Here is an 18,260-nt window from a genome sequence, read left to right as displayed (position 1 = left end):
CGGTGCGCGCCTGCTGCGCCGCACGCAACACGGAACCTCGCACCAGCTCGCGTCGCTCGCACCGTGCGGGTCGGCCGCCTGGTGCGAGGTTGCGCGCATGGTGCGCGACTGCAGCACCGCACGGAGCACGCAACCGGGCCCGCGACGCTCGCACCGTGCGGACGGGAGGCCCGTGGCGGGCCCCCACCGCGCCTCCAGGCCGGCGGCGGCCACGCACGGTGCCGGGTCCGCCGTCCGGTGCGAGGTTGCGCGCGCGGTGCGCGCCTGCTGCGCCGCACGCAACACGGAACCTCGCACCAGCTCGCGTCGCTCGCACCGTGCGGGTCGGCCGTCCGGTGCGAGGTTGCGCGCGCGGTGCGCGCCTGCTGCACCGCACGGAGCACGCAACCGTGCACGGGCCCGCGACGCTCGCACCGTGCGGACAGGAGGCCCGTGGCGAGCCCGCACCGCGCCTCCAGGCCGGCGGTTCCCCCGTCCACACCGCGACACGCGCTGTCCAGGACCACCCACCGGACCTGCTACGGTTGTTCACACCCCTTGGCCCCCATAGCTCAGGGGATAGAGCACTGCCCTCCGGAGGCAGGGGCGGAGGTTCGAATCCTCCTGGGGGCACTGTCACATTGCCGCGCGAGCAGTTGTCTTCGCTTCGCTCAGTCAGCTGCGCGCGATGTCGCCCGCGGCGACCTTCTCCCGTTGAGACTCCTCCGGGTTCGTCGCCGGTCTCGTGGTGATCGTCCTCGTCGAGTGAGCAGAAGACGACGGGTCGGCGTGGGGACCACGGCGTGTCCTGCTCACTTGGTGGCGGGCCCCCGCCGCCGCCCGCGCCACCCCGTGTTCCCGAGCAGGACACCTCGGTCCCCTAGGATCACGGGCCGGTCGTCCAGCACGCGACCGGGAAGAGGCTTCGATGACCACCGCCACCGGGAACGCGCAGCTCGAACTCGCCCGAGGCGGCGACGCACCCGCCCCACGGACCCTGTTCGACGTCCTCGCGGCGACCGCGGCGACGCACCCGGATGCGACCGCGCTCGAGGACCCCGCCGGCAGCGTCGACTACGCGGCCCTGCTCGTCCTCGTGCGCGCGCAGGCCGACGACCTCGCCCGCCGCGGTGTCCGACGCGGGGACCGGGTCGGGGTGCGCATCCCCTCCGGCGGACGTGACCTGTACCTGTCGATCCTCGCCGTGCTGGCCGCGGGAGCCGCCTACGTCCCGGTCGACGCCGATGACCCCGAGGAACGCGCGACCCTGGTGTTCGGCGAGGCCGGCGTCGTCGGGGTGATCGGCGCGGGCGGTGTCCTGCGCGACCGTGCCGGTGCCGAGTTGCCGGTGACGGACCCCGCGGCGAGCGCCGAGCTCCCCCGTGAGACCGACGACGCGTGGATCATCTTCACGTCCGGGTCGACCGGGGTGCCGAAGGGTGTGGCGGTCACCCACCGCAGTGCAGCGGCGTTCGTGGACGCCGAGGCGCGGATGTTCCTGCAGGCGGCGCCGATCGGTCCGGGCGACCGGGTGCTGGCGGGACTGAGCGTGGCGTTCGACGCGTCGTGCGAGGAGATGTGGTTGGCGTGGGGGCACGGTGCCGCGTTGGTGCCGGCGCCCCGGTCGTTGGTGCGGACGGGGGTGGACCTGGGCCCGTGGTTGATCGCGCACACGATCACGGTGGTGTCGACGGTGCCGACGCTCGCGGCGCTGTGGCCGGACGATGCCCTCGAGCAGGTGCGGCTGGTGATCTTCGGCGGTGAGGCGTGCCCGCCGGAGCTGGCGGCGCGCATCGCGAGTCGTGACCGTGAGGTGTGGAACACGTACGGGCCGACGGAGGCGACGGTGGTGGCGTGCGGGTCCCTGCTCGACGGGAGCCAGCCGATCCGGATCGGGTTGCCGTTGGACGGGTGGGACCTGGCGGTCGTCGATGCATCGGGCGCCCGTGTGGCGCCCGGAGGTGTCGGGGAGCTGGTGATCGGTGGGGTCGGGCTGGGGCGGTACCTCGACCCGGCGAAGGACGCGGAGAAGTACGCGCCGTTCCCGGAGCTCGGGTGGGAGCGGGCGTACCGGAGCGGGGACCTCGTGCGGTACGAGCCCGAGGGGCTGGTGTTCCAGGGGCGTGCGGACGACCAGGTGAAGCTCGGTGGCCGGCGGATCGAGCTCGGGGAGATCGACGCTGCGCTGCAGGCCCTGGACGACGTGGCGGGTGGTGCTGCTGTGGTGCAGCGGACGCCGGCGGGCAACCAGGTGCTGGTCGGCTACGTGGCACCGGTGGCGGGTGCGACGGTCGACGTCGCGGCGGCGAATGCCCGCCTGCGTCAGGAGCTGCCCGCGGCGCTGGTGCCGTTGGTGGCGGTGGTGGACTCCCTGCCGACGCGGACGTCGGGCAAGGTCGACCGCGCGGCGCTGCCGTGGCCGTTGCCCGGTGCGTCGGACGCGGCGATGCTGCCGGACACGGTGGCGTGGATCGCGGAGCGCTGGTCGGCGATCCTGGGGGTGCCGGTGGCGAGCGTCGACGACGACTTCTTCGCGCACGGCGGTGGGTCGCTGACGGCGGCGCAGCTCGTGTCGGCCATCCGCGAGCGGTTCCCGACGACGACGGTGGCGGACGTGTACGACCACCCGCGGATCGGGGCGTTGGCGGCGGCGCTGGACGAGTCCGGCCCGGTCGAGGCGTCATCGCGTGACGTCACGCCGGTGCCTCCGGCGACGGGGTTGCTGATGACCCTGCTGGGGCTGCCGGTGCAGGTGCTCCGGGGGTTGCGGGTGCTGACCTGGACGGCCCTGGTGGCTGCGGTGCTGCACGCCACGACGCTGCCGTTCCTGCCGGTGCTGCCCTGGCCGGCGCTGGTGCTGGCGCTCCTGGTGTTCGTGACGCCGATCGGCAAGATGGCGCTGACGGTGGTCCTCGCCAGGCTGCTGCTGGCCGGGGTGCGGCCGGGGTCGTACCCCCGTGGTGGGGCGGTGCACCTGCGGGTGTGGCTGGCCGAGCGGATCGCCGAGGCGGTCGACGGCCCCTCTACCGCGGGTGCCCCGTGGATCAGCTACTACGCCCGGGCGCTCGGTGCGCGGGTCGGCAGGGACGTCGACCTGCACACGCTGCCGCCGGTGACGGGGATGCTCACGATCGGCAAGCGTGCGTCGGTCGAGCCCGAGGTCGACCTGGCCGGGCACTGGCTCGACGGTGACGTGTTCCACCTGGGGCACGTGCGGATCGACGACGACGCGGTGGTGCGGAGCCGGACGACGCTGCTGCCGGGTGCGCACGTCGGTGCGGGTGCCGAGGTCACCGCGGGTTCCGCCGTCGGCGGCCCGGTCCCGGCGGGCGAGCGCTGGGCGGGGGCACCGGCGGAGCGCATCGGGTCGGCTCGCGACGACCGGGAGGCCCGCCCCGCGGCCCGTCGACGCTGGCTGCTCGCGTACGGGGCCGGGTCCCTGGCCGTGGCCGGGTTGCCGGTGGTCGGCGTCGCGGTCGGACTGCTGGTCACCCTCGCCCTGGTCGGGCGGGCGACGACCCTGGGCGAGGCGGTGCTCCGTGCGCTGGTGACGGTCCCCCTGGCGACGGTCGTCGCGGGCACGGTGTACGCACTGCTGGTGGTGGTCGCGGTGCGGTTGCTCGGCATCGGGCTGCACGAGGGCCGGCACCCGGTGCGGTCCCGGATCGGCTGGCAGGTGTGGTCGACCGAGCGGGTGCTCGACGCGGCGCGCACGCTGCTGTTCCCGCTGTACGCGTCGCTGGTGACGCCGGTGTGGCTGCGGCTGCTCGGTGCCCGGGTCGGGCGGGACACCGAGATCTCCACGGTGCTGCTCATCCCCGCGCTGACGCAGATCGCGTCGGGGGCGTTCCTGGCGGACGACACGATGGTGGCGACGTACGAGCTCGGCGGCGGTCGGGTGCGGATCGGCCGGTCGAAGGTGGGCCGTCGGGCGTTCCTCGGCAACAGCGGCATGACGGGCGCAGGACGCTCGGTGCCGCGTGAGGCCCTGGTCGCCGTGCTGTCCGCCGTGCCGAAGAAGGCCAAGCGCGGGTCGTCGTGGCTCGGGTCGCCCCCGGTGCGGCTGCGGCGTGCGGCGACGGAGTTCGACGAGGCCCGCACGTTCCGCCCGTCGCGTCGGCTCAAGGTCGCCCGCGGCTGCTGGGAGCTGTTGCGCCTGGTGGCCCCGATGGTGTCCGCAGCGATCGCCCTCGGCGTCGCCGGCACGCTCCTGGCGCTGTGGACCGCGGTCGGGGTCGGCTGGACCGTGCTGCTCGCGGGCCCGGTGCTCATCGCCGCCGGAGCCGTCGCCGCCGTGGTGTCGACGATCGCGAAGTGGGCGTTCGTCGGTCGGATCACCGCACGGGAGCACCCGCTGTGGTCGTCGTTCGTGTGGCGGAACGAGGTGCAGGACACCTTCGTCGAGACCGTCGCCCGGCCGTGGTTCGCCGAGCAGGCCACCGGCACCCCGGCCCTCGCCGTCTGGCTGCGGAGCCTCGGTGCGACGATCGGCCGTGGCACCTGGCTCGAGACCTACTGGCTGCCCGAGGCCGACCTGGTCACCATCGGGTCCGGGGCGTCGGTGGCACGGGGCACGGTCGTGCAGACGCACCTGTTCCACGACCGGGTGATGCAACTCGACACCGTCCGGCTCGACGCCGGCGCGACGCTGGGTCCGCACAGTGTCGTCCTGCCCGCCGCGGGCATCGGTGCCGGGGCGACCGTCGGACCGTCGTCGCTCGTGATGCGCGGCGAACAGGTGCCGACGGGCTCCCGCTGGTCCGGCAACCCGATCGCTCCCTGGACAGCGGCAGCCCCCTCGGTGACAGCTCCACCGGCGCCATGAGGTTGACTGTCTCCGTGCCCTCCGATCCCGCCGCCGACCCGTACACCCCGCACAGCGGCGACCGACGCTGGAGTGCGGAGCACTACGAGCTCCGGCTCGACTACCGCGTCGCCACGAACCGGCTCGACGGCACCGCGACGATCACCGCGCGCGCCCTCGAACCGCTCGACAAGGTCGTGATCGACCTGCACGGACTGACGGTCGACCGCGTCGACGTCGACGGCCGACGGGCGAAGAAGGTGTCGACCGCCACGCACAAGGTCACGGTCACCCCGGCCGACCCGATCGCCGCCGACACCGTGTTCAGCGTGCACCTGCGGTACCGGGGCACCCCGCACCCCGTCCGCAGCGCATGGGGACAGCTCGGGTGGGAGGAACTCTCCGACGGCGTGATCGTCGCCGCGCAGCCCACGGGAGCGCCGTCGTGGTTCCCGTGCAACGACCGCCCCGACGACAAGGCCACGTACCGGATCGAGATCGCGGCCGAGGCGGCGTACGACGTCCTCGCGAACGGCGAGCTGCTGGCGAAGGAGCGCGACCGCGTCGGCACCCGCTGGACCTACGCCACCACCGAGCCGATGGCGACGTACCTGGCGACCGTGCAGATCGGCCGCTACCGCACCACGAAGCTCCGCACCGGCGGGGTCCCCGTCACGCTGCACCACCCCGCCGACCTCGCCGCGGCCGCGAAGACCGACTTCGGCCAGGTCCCCGAGATGCTCGCGCTGTTCGGTGACCGGTTCGGCCCGTACCCGTTCGCGGCCTACGGGGTCGTGGTGACCGACGACGACCTCGAGATCCCGCTCGAGGCCCACGGCCTGGCGGTGTTCGGCCGGAACCACGTCGACGGCGAGCACGGCACCGACCGCCTCATCGCCCACGAGCTCGCGCACCAGTGGTTCGGCAACTCCGTGACCGTCACCCGCTGGCAGGACATCTGGCTGCACGAGGGGTTCGCCTGCTACGCCGAGTGGCTGTGGTCCGACCAGCGCGGCGACGACTCCGCCGACGCGCTGGCCGAGCGGTACCGGCAGGGCCTGCTCGGGCAGCCGGAGGACCTGGTCGTCGGCGACCCGGGCGCGAAGGACATGTTCGACGACCGCGTCTACAAGCGCGGTGCCCTGGCCCTGCACGCCGTCCGCCGCACGTTCGGCGACGACGCCTTCTTCACCGGGCTGCGGAGCATCACCGAGCGGCACCGGCACGGATCCGTCACCGTGCCGGACGTGCTCAGTGCGTTCGCGGACGCCGCCGGCCGTTCCGTCGACGACGTCCGCGCCGTCACCGGGCCCTGGATCGACGAGGCGTCGGTGCCGGCGCTGCCCGCGCCGCGCGCACGCTAGCGGGCTCCGCTGCCGCGTCGGCCAGCAGGCTCCGTCGCCGCGTCGGCTAGCCCGCCAGCTCACCGTCGGCCGGGTCGCAGCTGACCTCCGACCACACCGCGTCGAGCGACAGCCCGACCACGCCGGCGACCGAGGCGATCGTCGAGAACGCCGGCGTCGCGATGCGCCCGGTCTCGATCTTCCGGAGCGTCTCCGGCGAGATCCCCGCGGCCAGGGCGGTGTCGACGATCGACCGCGGACCACGGGCACGACGGAGCAGCGCACCGAGGCGACGACCGCGTGCGACCTCGTCGGGGCGGAGTGGGAGACGGACCATGACCACATAGTAATACCGGTATGATCATCGGCGTGATCGAGATCCTGACCCCCGCCGAGGTCGACAAGGGCCGCGCCACCGGAGCCCTCGTCGGCACGATCCTGCAGACCCTGCGCGAACGCACCCGCGTCGGCACGAACCTGCTCGAGATCGACCGGTGGGCGAAGCAGATGATCGAGGCCGCCGGCGCCGACTCCTGCTACGTCGACTACGCCCCCTCGTTCGGCCGCGGCCCGTTCGGCCACCACATCTGCACGGCCGTGAACGACGCCGTCCTGCACGGGCTGCCGCACGACCAGGTGCTGCAGGACGGCGACCTGCTGACCCTCGACCTCGCGGTGTCCCTGGACGGCATCGCCGCCGACGCCGCGATCAGCTTCGTCGTGGGCACCCCGCGCCCCGAGGACCTCGCACTCATCGACGCCACCGAACGCGCGCTGGCCGCGGGCATCGCCGCCGCCGGACCGGGCGCCCGCATCGGTGACCTGTCCCACGCGATCGGCACCGTGCTCGAGGCCGCGGGCTACCCGGTGAACGTCGAGTTCGGCGGGCACGGCATCGGCTCGACCATGCACCAGGACCCGCACGTGTCGAACACCGGGCGCCCCGGCCGCGGCTACACGCTCCGGCCCGGGCTCCTGCTCGCCCTCGAACCGTGGGTGATGGCGGACACCGACGTCCTGGTCACCGACGCCGACGGGTGGACCCTGCGGAGTGCCACGGGAGCGCGGACCGCCCACACCGAGCACACCATCGCGATCACCGCGGACGGCGCCGAGGTGCTCACGCTCCCCCGCTGACCGTCCCGACCACGTCGACGGGCAGGCCACCCGCCGCGACGACGAGCACGACGCCCGGCGCGGGGTACACCACGGTCACCGGCTGTTCGGCGCCCTCGAAGCGGGCGGTGCCGGAGACCACGTCGACGTCGACCGCGAGCGGGTCGACACGCAGTCCGCGTCCGTCGCGCTTCAGCACCGCTTCCTTCGCGGCCCAGGCGGCCGTCAGGGCGGCGGGGTCCCCCGCGGCACGGCGCAGTTCGTCCGGTGTGAAGGCGTCCAGCGGTGCGGCAGCCAGGCGGGACACGCGTTCGACGTCGACACCGAGCGGTGACGGTCCGACCGCGAGCGCGACGACCCCCGGTGCGCGCGAGAGGCTCACGCCGACCGGGACGCCCGCGGCGCTCGCCCACGGACGACCGTGGTCGGTCCCCGCGCAGTGCGGGCAGACGCGCCCCGCGCGCACCGCGACCGGCTCGACGCCGGTCACCGACGCGACGGCGGCGACCAGGGCCTCCCGGTCGTCCGCTGGGTCAGCAGCAGGCGTCCGGAGCGTCACCGTGACGGCCTGGAGGCGCGACCCAACGACCGGGGCGGCGCCCGTCGGTCGTGTGGCCCGGCCCAGAGCGGATCAGGCGTGCGTCAGCGCGATGAGCGCGACGTTCATGGTGCTGTACTGACCCTCGGAGCGGGTGGCCTGGCGCACACGTCCGCGCAGGACCTCGTAGCGACCGTCGTGCTCGCGCACGAAACCGATCACACCCGTCGCCGGAGTCGACACCCGGTGGTAGCCGTCCTCGAGCGGGACGACCTCGGTGCTCGTGGTGCGTTCCATCGTTCTTCCCCTTCCGTTCATCCTCGAACAGTGGCGCCAGCATACCCCGGTACGGGGGACAAGACGTTCACAGGAAGCACGGTCCGGAGCGTTCCCCCAGAGTCTGTCCGTGCCCCTGCGTGGCCTGGATAGACTCCGGGCGACAGCGCACTCGTGGCGCGGTCCGGTGCGGTGCCACGGGGTACCGACCGGTGACGGACGGAGGACGGATGCGAGCGGTCCAGCACGGATCGGGCACGGACGGATCGATCGGGCACAGGGGGACAACGCGGCTGTGGAGCCGCGTGACGGCGGCCCTCGTCGCGATGCTGATCGTCCTGGCCCCGGCAGCGACCGCCCACGCCACGGCGCCCGTCGACCTGGGCGGGGCGTACGTCCTCGACGAGGCCGATGCGCTGACCGCATCCCAGCAGGCGCGGGTCGAGCAGGCCGTGCAGGACCTGTACTCCGAGACCCAGACGCAGCTCTTCGTCGTGTTCGTGCCGTCCTTCACCGACCCCACCGACCACACCGAGTGGGGCCGAGCCGTCCTCGAGCAGAACCAGATCGACACCGACGGCATCCTGCTCTCGGTCGCGGTCGACGAGCGCAACTACGACGTCCAGCAGACGAACGAGACCGCGATCTCCGCGTCCGACGTGCAGAACGCCGTCGACGACTCGCTGCTGCCCAGACTCAAGCAGGACGACTGGTCCGGTGCGGCCGTGGCCTTCGCCGACGGGCTGACCCAGTCGCAGGCCCCGGTCGACCTGACCTGGCTGTGGATCCTGCTGCTCGTCGTGGTCGTCGGGCTCATCGTCGTGGTCCTGGTCATCCGGACCCGGAACAAGCGCCGCACCGCCGCAGCGACCAAGGCGCAGGAAGCCTCGCTCGCCGACCTCGAGCGCACCGCAGGCGGAGCACTGGTCACCATCGACGACGAACTCCGCACCGCCGAGCAGGAGGTCGGGTTCGCCAGCGCTCAGTTCGGCCCGGACGCTGCCAAGCCCTTCGCCGACGCCGTGCAGGCCGCCCAGCGCGAGGTCCGCAAGGCCTTCACGATCCGGCAGCAGCTCGACGACGAGATCCCGGACTCCCCCCAGCAGCGCGCCGAGTGGGCGAACCAGATCATCGTCATCTGCGAGCGGGCACACGCCGCGATCGAGGAGCAGACCGAGGCGTTCGACCAGCTCCGCTCGCTCGAGGACGGCATCGAGGACGCCGCCGCGTCGCTCGCCCAGGCCGTGGCCGCCGCACCGGCCTCGGTCGGAGCCGCTGCCGCTGCACTCGACCGCGTCCGCGCCCGCTACACCGGCCGCACCCTCGCCACCGTCGCCGACAACGTCGACCAGGCCCACCAGGTGCTCGCCTTCGCCACCGAACGCTCGAACGCCGCCACCGCGTCGATCGCCGCCGGCGACAAGGGCGAGGCGGTCGTCGCCGTGCGGGACGCCCAGCACGCCCTCGCCCAGGTGCAGCAGCTCACCGACGGTGCCCTCGCCGCCGAGCAGTCCTTCGACGAAGCCACCGCCCGTGCCGAGGCGATGCGCATCGACATCGAGGGCGACGTCGCCGCCGCTCGCAGCCTCCGCTCGGGCGGTCCGGACCTGGCCGCCGCCGTCACCCGCGCCGAGGCCGTGCTCCGGCAGGGACTCGACCCGAAGGACCCGGTGGCCGCCGTCGACGCGCTGACCAGGGCGAACACCGAGATCGACCGCGCCATCGCAGCGGCCCGGGGCGCCGAGGAACAGCGCCAGCGAGCCACGCAGGCGCTCGACGCAGCCCTCCGCGACGCCCGGAACCGGATCAGCCAGGCCCGCGACTACGTCTCGCTGCACCGCGGGGGCATCGGCCCGACCGCCCGGACCCGCTTGTCCGAGGCCCAGCGCGCCTACGACGACGCCGTCGAGCTCGCCCCGAGCAACCCCGGCCAGGCGCTCAACGCCGCCCGCGCGGCCGAACAGTACGCCGCCGCCGCGATGGACGCGGCGAACGACGACCTCGGTGGCTGGGGCGGCGGGCAGGGCGGCGGCGGCGGCGCCCAGCTCGGCGGACTCGTCACCGGGCTCGTCCTGGGTGGCCTGCTCGGCGGTCGCGGCGGCAGCTACGGCGGCGGCTCCTTCGGGGGCGGCGGCTTCTCCGGCGGCGGCCGCTTCTGACACGGCAGACTCCCCCGCTCTCCACACGGCCGGACCTGATCCGACCTCCGGCACCCAGAACCAGACACGACCCGACAACACCGTCCACAGGACTTCCACGAAAGGGAACAGCAATGGCCAAGCAGACCATCTTCGGACGCATCTCCACCCTCGTGCGCGCGAACATCAACCAGATCATCGACGACGCCGAGGACCCGCAGAAGATGCTGGACCAGCTCGTGCGCGACTACACGAACAACATCGCGGACGCGAAGACCGCGATCGCGCAGACCATCGGCAACGTACGCCTGCTCGAGCAGGACCACGAGGAGGACAAGAAGGCAGCGGTCGAGTGGGGCCAGAAGGCCGCCAACGCCTCCGCCGCCGCCGACAAGTACCGCGCCGAGGGCAAGTCGTCCGAGGCCGACAAGTTCGACAACCTCGCCAAGATCGCCATCGGCAAGCAGATCGCCGCCGAGCAGGAGGTCAAGGACGCCGAGCCGAACCTGGCGTCGCAGAACGAGGCCGTCGAGAAGCTCAAGACCGGCCTCGCCGGCATGGAGCAGAAGCTCGAGCAGCTCCGCGCGAAGCGGGACAACCTCGTCGCCCGCTCGAAGACCGCCGAGGCACAGACCCGCGTCAACGACGCGCTCGGCAACATCGACGTGCTCGACCCGACGAGCGACCTCGGCCGCTTCGAGGAGAAGGTCCGTCGCGAGGAGGCGAAGGTGCTCGGCCAGCAGGAGCTGCAGTCCTCCAGCCTCGACGCGCAGTTCGAGAGCCTCGAGGACGTCGGCAAGGACGCCGAGGTCGAAGCACGGCTCGCCGCGCTCAAGTCCGGCGGATCCGCGAGCATCTGACGAACGCCCTGACGACGCCGGACCCCAGCTGACAGACTGAGACGATGCACTTCCTCGTGGTCGGTCAGTGGCAGGGTTCGGCGTCGTCGCGCGCGATGCGTCTCGGTGACGGAGCGTCGGCGATCGCTGCCGACCTCCCCCGGGCTTCCACCACCGTGGTCGACGTCCCGGCCGGGGCCGGCGACCGTCTCGAGACGGCCGTCGCCCGCTACACCTCGGTGCTCGCCGTCGCCGAACGCGTCGCGGAGGAGACCGCCGTCGCGACCGAACCCGTGCTCGTCGTGGGCGGTGACGGTGCCAGCGTCCTCGGCGCGACCGCAGCCCTCGCACCGGACACCGCGTTCGTGCGCATCTCCGGTTCGAGCGGCTACCGCGCCCTGAACCGCGCTCAGCCCGTCGCCGCCGAGACCGCGGCCCTCCGCTTGCTGGTCGACCGCCCCGACGACCTGTTACCCGGCCTGCCGGTCGTCCCCGCGTCGTCGGTCGTCGTCGCGGGTGTGCGCGGGGTCGAGGACGCCGAACGCGCCGCCCTCGACAAGGCCGGTATCGTCCACCTCGACGTCGACGCCGCCACCCCGGACGCCCTCGCCGCCGCGGTCGAGCGCACCGGCGCCTCGTCCGTCTTCGTGCACGTCGACCTCGACGTCCTCGACCCGTCCGAGGTCGACGGACTCCTCGAACCCGTCCCGTTCGGCCTCGACGGCGCAGCGCTCGTCGAGCGCATCCAGGCCGCGACGCGGGGCCGCCGCCTCGTCGGCGCCGCGCTCACCGGATTCGCCCCCGTCGACCCGGACCGGGCGGTGGACGACCTCGGCGTCATCCTGCGTGTCGTCGGAGCGGTGACCAGCGCCTCCCGGGTGGGCTGACCACACGCCGGACGCGACCGGCGGACGCCCCGCCGTCCCGCGTACGCTCGGCAGCATGACGGACTACGACCTCATCGTGATCGGAGCCGGCGCAGTCGGCGAGAACGTGGCGGACTACGCCAGGAAGCGCGACCTGTCGGTCGCGATCGTGGAGGCCGAACTCGTCGGCGGCGAGTGCTCGTACTGGGCGTGCATGCCCTCGAAGGCACTCCTGCGCAGCGGACACGCCCTCGCCGCAGCCAAGCGGCTCGACGGTGCGAAGCAGGCGGTGACCGGAACGCTCGACGCCGCCCACGTGCTCGCCCGCCGCAACTCGTTCACCTCGGACTGGAAGGACGACAGCCAGGTGTCGTGGCTCGAGTCCGCCGACATCGACCTCATCCGCGGGCACGCCCGGATCACCGGCCCGAAGACCATCGAGGTCGACGGCGAGACGCACACCGCTCGCGCCGCCGTCGCCGTCGTCACCGGGTCCCTGCACACGCTGCCCCCGGTGCCCGGGCTCGCCGAGGCGAAGCCGTGGGGCACCCGCGAGGGCACGAGCGCCCAGCAGGTCCCCGAGAGCCTGCTCGTCATCGGCGGCGGCGTCTCCGGCTCGGAGCTCGCGACCGCGTGGGCCTCGCTCGGGGCGAAGGTCACCCTCGTCGCCCGCCACGGACTGCTCGGCGGCATGGAGCCGTTCGCCGGCGAACTCGTCGCGGACTCCCTGCGCGATCTCGGCGTCGACGTGCGCACCGGTGTCAACCCGGTCCGCGTCGACCGCGACGAGCACGGCCTGGTCACGACCGAACTCGACGACGGCACCACGGTCATCACGAGCGAGGTGCTCGCCGCCACCGGCCGAGCCGCACACACCCGCGACCTCGGGCTCGAGACCGTCGGGCTGACCCCGGGCGATTGGCTCGACGTCGACGACACCATGCTCGTGCACGGCACCGACTGGCTGTACGCCGTGGGTGACGTCAACCACCGCGTCCTGCTCACCCACCAGGGCAAGTACCAGGCGCGTGCCGCCGGCGAGGCGATCGCCGCCCGGTACCAGGGCACGCCGCTGCACACAGAGCCGTGGGGCGCGCACGTCGCCACCGCCGACCACGCCGCCTCGCCGCAGGTCACCTTCACCGACCCGGAGGTCGCGAGCGTCGGCCTGACCGAGGCGAAGGCCCGCGAGCAGGGGCTGAACGTCCGTGCCGTCGAGTACGACCTCGGCGCCATCGCCGGGTCCTCCCTGCAGGCCGACGGCTACACGGGCCGGGCGAAGATGGTCGTCGACGAGGACCGCGAGGTCGTCGTGGGCGTCACGTTCGTCGGCCAGGACGTCGCCGAGATGCTGCACGGCGCCACCGTCGCCGTCGTGGGCGAGGTCCCGATCGACCGCCTCTGGCACGCGGTGCCGGCGTACCCGACGATGAGCGAGATCTGGCTCCGCCTGCTCGAGACGTACGGCCGCCCGGCCTGAGCGTGCGCAACCCGCTGGTCGACTCCCCCGTGTCCCGCGCGGGGTGGGTGTTCGCGACGGCCGTCGGGCTCGCCGTGGGCGTCCCGCTGTCGACCGGGAGGATCCGGGTGGAGGACGGGCTCGTGGTCTGCGCGGGGCTGCCGCGCTGGGTGTTCCGGCGCGGCGGCACCTGCGTCGGCTCGGTGTACCTGACGCGCGACAACGACGGCCCGCGGGTGCTCCGACACGAGCGGGTGCACGTCGAGCAGTGGCGGCGGTACGGCATGCTCATGCCGCTGCTCTACGCGGTCGCCGGGCGGGATCCGCTGCGGAACCGCTTCGAGGTCGAGGCCGGCCTGGAGGACGGCGGCTACGTGCGCTGACGCGGAGGTCGAGGGTCGAGGTCGCACGACCCGCCGCGCGCATCCCCGAGGTCGCAGGACATGCCGCTCGTCGAGCGTCGAAGTTCCACTGATCGCCTGCGGGGCGCGCGAGGTGCCGAGATTTCGGAACCTCGGGGCCGCGACGCCGCCCGCGCGTCAGGCGGCGCGCCGCCGGGGCACCACGAGGGGCGTGCCGGTCTCGGGGTCGGGGACGACGACGCACGGCAGGCCGAAGACGTCCTCGACGAGGTCCGCGGTGAGCACCGACGACGGCTCCCCCGCCGAGACGATCGCCCCGTCGCGCATCGCGATGACGTGGGTGGCGTACCGAGCGGCCTGGTTCAGGTCGTGCAGCACCGCGACGACCGTTCGACCGGCGGCGTGCAGCGTGGAGGCCAGTTCGAGCACGTCGTACTGGTGCGCGATGTCGAGGAACGTCGTCGGCTCGTCGAGCAGCACGATGTCGGTCTGCTGCGCGAGCACCATCGCGATCCACACCCGCTGCCGCTGCCCGCCGGACAGCTCGTCGACGCTCCGGTCCGCCAGTTCCACCGTCGACGTCTGCTCGAGAGCGGCCTGCACGGCCTGCCGGTCGGACCCGGACGACGGGTGCAGCAGGTCCTGGTGCGGGAACCGGCCCCGGGACACGAGGTCGCGCACGGTGATGCCGTCGGGCGCGATCGGGGTCTGCGGGAGCATGCCGACCCGCCGGGCGACGGCCTTCGGGCGGTACGAGTCGATCGGCGCCCCGTCGAGGAACACCGTGCCGGCACGCGGCTTCAGGGTGCGGGCGAAGGACTTCAGCAGCGTCGACTTGCCGCACGCGTTCGGGCCGACGATGACGGTCAGTTCGCCGTCGGGGATGTCGACGTCGAGCGAGTCCACCACCACACGGTCGTCGTAGGCCAGGGTCAGCCCACGGGCCCCCAGCGCGGTCGTCGGGACGGTACCGGTCACGGCACCCGCCGCCGGCATCAGTGCTCGGCCTTGCCGTGCCGCCAGTAGCCCATGAACGCGACCTGCTTGCGGTCGATGCCGACGCCGCGCACCAGGTGGCGGCGGAGTTCCTTGACGCAGCCGGCCTCGCCCGCGATCCAGGCGTAGACGGGGCGCTCGTCGACGGGGGCGGGGACGTCCCACAGCACCTGCTCGTCGACGTCGACCTCGGTGAGCTCGGCGGCCGGCTCGCACGCGGCGGCGGACGGCGCCACGGTGGACGCCCAGGCGTGCACCTGGTCGGTCATCCGGACCCCGTGGGTGGCGCCGTTGCGGGCGATCCAGCGGACCTCGACCCCGGCGGGTGCGGTGACGGGCAGGCGGTCGGCGTCGGTCGGGACCTCGATGAACACGTGGCCGACCGTGGAGACGTCGAGCGCCTCGAGGATGGCGCAGATGGCCGGGGCGGCGGTCTCGTCACCGGCGAGCAGGATCCGGTTCGCGTGCCCGGGAGCGAACTCGGCGGCCCCGGTCGGCAGGTCCTCCGGCGACTCGGGGACGCGCGGCCCCACGATGCGCAGCTCGTCACCGACGCGGCAGGCCGACACCCAGCGCGACGCCGGACCGGTGTCGCCGTGGGCGACGAAGTCGATGTCGAGCTCACGGGCGTCCGGCCGGAACGAGCGGACCGTGTACGTGCGGAGCGGGTTGCGGACCTCGTCCGGCAGCGCACGCCAGGCGGCGTACCAGTCCTCGTCCTCGGGCAGTTCGGAGAAGCCGATGCCGGGCAGGGGCAGCACGATCTTGATCCGCTGGTCGAGACCGACCGAGGAGAAGTCGGCGAGCGCGTCGCCCGTCAGCGTGACCCGGACGAAGTTCGGGGTGAGCGACGTGACGGCGGCCACGCGGACGGAGAAGACGCGATACCGGGTTGCCACGGAACCGAGTATGGCATGCCTTACCTAACACCTCCAGGTCCCCGGAACGGTGCGAGGATCGTCCCCGTGTCCGAAGCCCCCGACGACGAATTCGCCGACCTGCACGCCCTCGCCAGCGCAAGCGGCGTGCACGCGCCGCTCCGCGCCTCCAGGCAGGTGGTCCGCACCGCGGACGGGCAGGAGATCTCCGCGATCCGGTGGGGCGACGACGGCCAGGAGGCGCGGGTCACCTACCTGCACGGGCTCGGCATCGACGCCCACAGCTTCGACACCACGGCACTCGCCGTCGGCGAGCCAGCGGTCGCCCTCGACCTGCCCGGTCACGGCCGGTCGTCGTGGCGAGAGGACGCGGACTACGCGGCGGCCGCGACGGCGCCGAGCGTGCTCGACGCGCTCGACGCGCTCGCGGTGCCCCCGGGGATCGTCGTCGGGCACTCACTCGGCGCGATCCTGTCCGCTCGACTCGCGGCCACCGCGCCGGAGCGGGTCACCGGACTCGTGCTCGTCGACATGTCGCCGGACTTCGCGCAGCGTGCGGTCGACCGGATCGCCCGCGCGCTCGAGGCCGAGGAGCCGTTCGAGTCCCTCGAGCAGGTCGTCGACCGGGCGATCGAGGCGCGGGTCGGCGACGACCGGCAGGTGCTGCTGCGCGAGGCCCGGCACACCACGTCCCTGGGTGCCGACGGGAGGCTCGTGCGTCGGCACCACTTCCCGCACCTGCCCGCCGGCCGGACGTCGTCGGTGGGGCGCTTCGCCGACGCGTGGCCGGACCTCGAGGCCCTGCGCGTGCCGATCCTGCTCGTCCGCGGCGACCGCGGGTACGTGTCCCCGAAGCTGCACGCCGGGTTCGCCGAACGCCTGCCCGACGCCGAGATCGTCACGGTGACCTCGCGGCACGCGGTGCAGAACCAGGCACCCCTCGAACTGGCGTCGGCGATCCGGGCATGGGGCCAGCGGCACGGATTGTTGCACCCGATCGAAGAACCGTCGCCCGACGGCACCAGCCGCCGGTAACCTCGTGCGAGCGCGAGGCCCGACCACCGACCTCGCGCCCGGAAGGAACCCCCACCCCATGAGTCCGCTCCTGCCTCGTCGCACCGCGCGCACCTCGCGCATCGGGCGCGCTGCCCTCGCCGCCACCGCGGTCGCCGTCGTCTCCGCCCTCGCGCTGACCGGCTGCTCCGGATCGTCCGACACCACCGGGGGGAAGGACGCCACGGTGCGCGTCGGGCTGGTGCTCGAGCCCACGAGCCTCGACATCCGCACCCAGTCCGGTGCGGCGCTCGACCAGGTGCTCATCGACAACGTCTACCAGGGGCTCGTCGGCCGGACCGCCGAGGGCGACGTCCGCGACGTGCTGGCCTCGTCGCACAGCATCTCGGACGACGGCCTGACCTACACGTTCACGCTGCGGGACGGCACGACGTTCCAGGACGGCAAGCCGGTCACCGCGGCCGACGTCGTGTGGTCGCTCGAGCAGGTGAAGTCGAACGACTCGTACGTCGACTCGGCCAAGCTGGCGGGCGTCACGTCGATCACCTCGCCGTCGGAGGACACCGTCGTGCTCAAGCTCGCGAAGCCCGACTCCGACCTGCTCTGGAACCTGACCGGCCGCTCGGGCCTGGTGCTCGAGAAGGCAGCGGACAACGACCTGTCCGACAGCGCGAACGGCACCGGCCCCTTCGAGGTGTCGGACTGGAAGCAGGGCGACTCGCTCACCTTCGACCGCAACGAGGACTACTGGGGCACGGAGGCGAAGGTCGCGAAGATCGTCTTCCGGTACATCACGGACCCGTCGACCGCCGTCAACGCGATGGCGAACGGCGACCTCGACGTCCTGAACCCGGTCGACGGCACGCTCAAGAGCCAGCTCGAGGGCACCGACGACATCACGCTGCACAGCGGCAAGACCACGGACAAGTACACGCTCGCGTTCAACGACCGCAAGGAACCGTTCACGGACAAGCGGGTGCGGCAGGCCATCCGGCAGGCGATCGACGCGAAGGCGCTCATCAAGGCGATCGGTGGCACCGGCGTCGAGCAGGGCGGCCCGATCCCGGAGCTCGACCCCGGGTACGAGGACCTGACCGACATCGACGCGTACGACCCCGCGAACGCGAAGAAGCTCCTCGCCGCCGCCGGGCAGCAGGACCTGAAGCTGACGCTCACCTACGCGAACATCTACCCGACCACGATCGGCGACGTGCTGAAGTCGCAGCTCGCCGACGTCGGGATCACGCTGACGGTCAAGCGCGTCGACTTCGCCACCTGGCTGTCCTCGGTGTTCCAGGCACCGAAGTCCGGCGAGCGGGACTTCGACTTGTCGATGGTCGACCACGTCGAGGCCCGTGACTTCGGCAACTGGGCGAACCCGGACTACTACTTCGGCTACGACAACGCAGAGGTGCAGGCGCTCTACGCCCAGTCGATCGCGGCGACCGACGAGGCCACCAAGACCGAGGCCCTGCGGAAGGCGGCACGCATCGTCAGCGAGGACGCGGCCGGCGAGTGGCTCTACACGGCGACCGAGATCACCGCGGTGCGCTCCGGTGTGACGGGCTTCCCGGTCGACGGCGGGAACTCGCGCCTCGACCTGGCGAAGCTCGCGGTCAAGTGAACCGGAGCGGCCGCGGCGGGGTGTCCGT

General features: G+C 73.0%; 15 protein-coding genes and 1 tRNA gene. 11 read left to right on the top strand and 5 right to left on the bottom strand.

Going from position 1 to position 18,260, the window contains the following annotated elements; all coding sequences use genetic code 11:
- Window positions 1-540 precede the first annotated feature (540 nt).
- From KK087_RS10145 to KK087_RS10135, 3 genes are all read left to right on the top strand, one after another.
- Window positions 541-612 (top strand) — tRNA-Arg (locus KK087_RS10145).
- Between the two features lie 295 nt (window positions 613-907).
- A complete protein-coding gene (locus KK087_RS10140; RefSeq protein WP_214565016.1) occupies window positions 908-4,804 on the top strand; it encodes a Pls/PosA family non-ribosomal peptide synthetase in 3,897 nt (1,298 codons plus the stop codon).
- A 14-nt stretch (window positions 4,805-4,818) separates the two neighbouring features.
- Window positions 4,819-6,147: a M1 family metallopeptidase gene (locus KK087_RS10135; protein WP_307860035.1), complete on the top strand. Its 1,329-nt coding sequence runs from the start codon at window positions 4,819-4,821 to the stop codon at window positions 6,145-6,147.
- 46 nt (window positions 6,148-6,193) lie between these two features.
- On the opposite strand, the gene KK087_RS10130 is transcribed toward KK087_RS10135, so the two are convergent.
- Window positions 6,194-6,463: a helix-turn-helix domain-containing protein gene (locus KK087_RS10130; RefSeq protein WP_027465796.1), complete on the bottom strand. Its 270-nt coding sequence runs from the start codon at window positions 6,461-6,463 to the stop codon at window positions 6,194-6,196.
- Between the two features lie 32 nt (window positions 6,464-6,495).
- Here KK087_RS10130 and map point away from each other — a divergent pair, with 32 nt between their 5' ends.
- Window positions 6,496-7,263 carry a type I methionyl aminopeptidase gene (gene map / locus KK087_RS10125; protein ID WP_214565015.1) on the top strand — a complete coding sequence of 256 codons (768 nt, stop codon included), beginning with the start codon at window positions 6,496-6,498 and terminating at the stop codon, window positions 7,261-7,263.
- Here map and KK087_RS10120 read toward each other — a convergent pair.
- Together KK087_RS10120 and KK087_RS10115 are read right to left on the bottom strand one after the other, a co-directional pair.
- A complete protein-coding gene (locus KK087_RS10120) occupies window positions 7,247-7,801 on the bottom strand; it encodes a 4'-phosphopantetheinyl transferase family protein (RefSeq protein WP_214565014.1) in 555 nt (184 codons plus the stop codon). The two genes, map and KK087_RS10120, sit on opposite strands and share 17 nt — an antisense overlap.
- 72 nt (window positions 7,802-7,873) lie before the next feature.
- Complete coding sequence (locus tag KK087_RS10115; RefSeq protein ID WP_017885770.1) at window positions 7,874-8,077, bottom strand: hypothetical protein; 204 nt, start codon at window positions 8,075-8,077, stop codon at window positions 7,874-7,876.
- Between the two features lie 284 nt (window positions 8,078-8,361).
- Between KK087_RS10115 and KK087_RS10110 the strand changes: the two genes are divergently transcribed.
- The 5 genes from KK087_RS10110 (at window position 8,362) to KK087_RS10090 (ending at window position 13,741) form a co-directional block, all read left to right on the top strand.
- The gene (locus KK087_RS10110) at window positions 8,362-10,215 is read left to right on the top strand and encodes a TPM domain-containing protein (RefSeq protein WP_214565013.1); all 1,854 of its coding nucleotides are present in this window, start codon (window positions 8,362-8,364) and stop codon (window positions 10,213-10,215) included.
- 113 nt (window positions 10,216-10,328) lie between these two features.
- On the top strand, window positions 10,329-11,054 hold the full coding sequence (locus KK087_RS10105; RefSeq protein WP_214528541.1) for a PspA/IM30 family protein: 726 nt from the start codon (window positions 10,329-10,331) through the stop codon (window positions 11,052-11,054).
- Window positions 11,055-11,098: 44 nt separating this feature from the next.
- A complete protein-coding gene (locus KK087_RS10100) occupies window positions 11,099-11,920 on the top strand; it encodes an arginase family protein (RefSeq protein WP_214565012.1) in 822 nt (273 codons plus the stop codon).
- A gap of 55 nt (window positions 11,921-11,975) precedes the next feature.
- On the top strand, window positions 11,976-13,379 hold the full coding sequence (locus tag KK087_RS10095) for a dihydrolipoyl dehydrogenase family protein (protein WP_214565011.1): 1,404 nt from the start codon (window positions 11,976-11,978) through the stop codon (window positions 13,377-13,379).
- A gap of 2 nt (window positions 13,380-13,381) precedes the next feature.
- Window positions 13,382-13,741: a Fe-S oxidoreductase gene (locus tag KK087_RS10090; RefSeq protein ID WP_214545581.1), complete on the top strand. Its 360-nt coding sequence runs from the start codon at window positions 13,382-13,384 to the stop codon at window positions 13,739-13,741.
- A gap of 156 nt (window positions 13,742-13,897) precedes the next feature.
- Here KK087_RS10090 and KK087_RS10085 read toward each other — a convergent pair whose 3' ends face one another.
- Both KK087_RS10085 and KK087_RS10080 read right to left on the bottom strand, forming a co-directional pair.
- Entirely contained in the window at window positions 13,898-14,716 is an 819-nt protein-coding gene (locus tag KK087_RS10085; protein WP_214528544.1) for an ABC transporter ATP-binding protein, read from the bottom strand.
- Window positions 14,716-15,615, bottom strand: a complete 900-nt coding sequence (locus KK087_RS10080) for a siderophore-interacting protein (protein WP_307860034.1) — start codon at window positions 15,613-15,615, stop codon at window positions 14,716-14,718. The genes KK087_RS10085 and KK087_RS10080 overlap by 1 nt, the downstream gene beginning before the upstream one ends.
- A 66-nt stretch (window positions 15,616-15,681) precedes the next feature.
- Between KK087_RS10080 and KK087_RS10075 the strand changes: the two genes are divergently transcribed.
- Window positions 15,682-16,629, top strand: a complete 948-nt coding sequence (locus tag KK087_RS10075) for an alpha/beta fold hydrolase (protein WP_214545580.1) — start codon at window positions 15,682-15,684, stop codon at window positions 16,627-16,629.
- A 58-nt stretch (window positions 16,630-16,687) separates the two neighbouring features.
- Window positions 16,688-18,232 carry an ABC transporter substrate-binding protein gene (locus KK087_RS10070; RefSeq protein ID WP_214565010.1) on the top strand — a complete coding sequence of 515 codons (1,545 nt, stop codon included), beginning with the start codon at window positions 16,688-16,690 and terminating at the stop codon, window positions 18,230-18,232.
- Window positions 18,233-18,260 lie beyond the last annotated feature (28 nt).

Source organism: Curtobacterium aurantiacum (assembly GCF_018598555.1).
Classification (GTDB): domain Bacteria; phylum Actinomycetota; class Actinomycetes; order Actinomycetales; family Microbacteriaceae; genus Curtobacterium; species Curtobacterium aurantiacum.
This window is presented reverse-complemented; position numbering and strand designations above follow the sequence as displayed.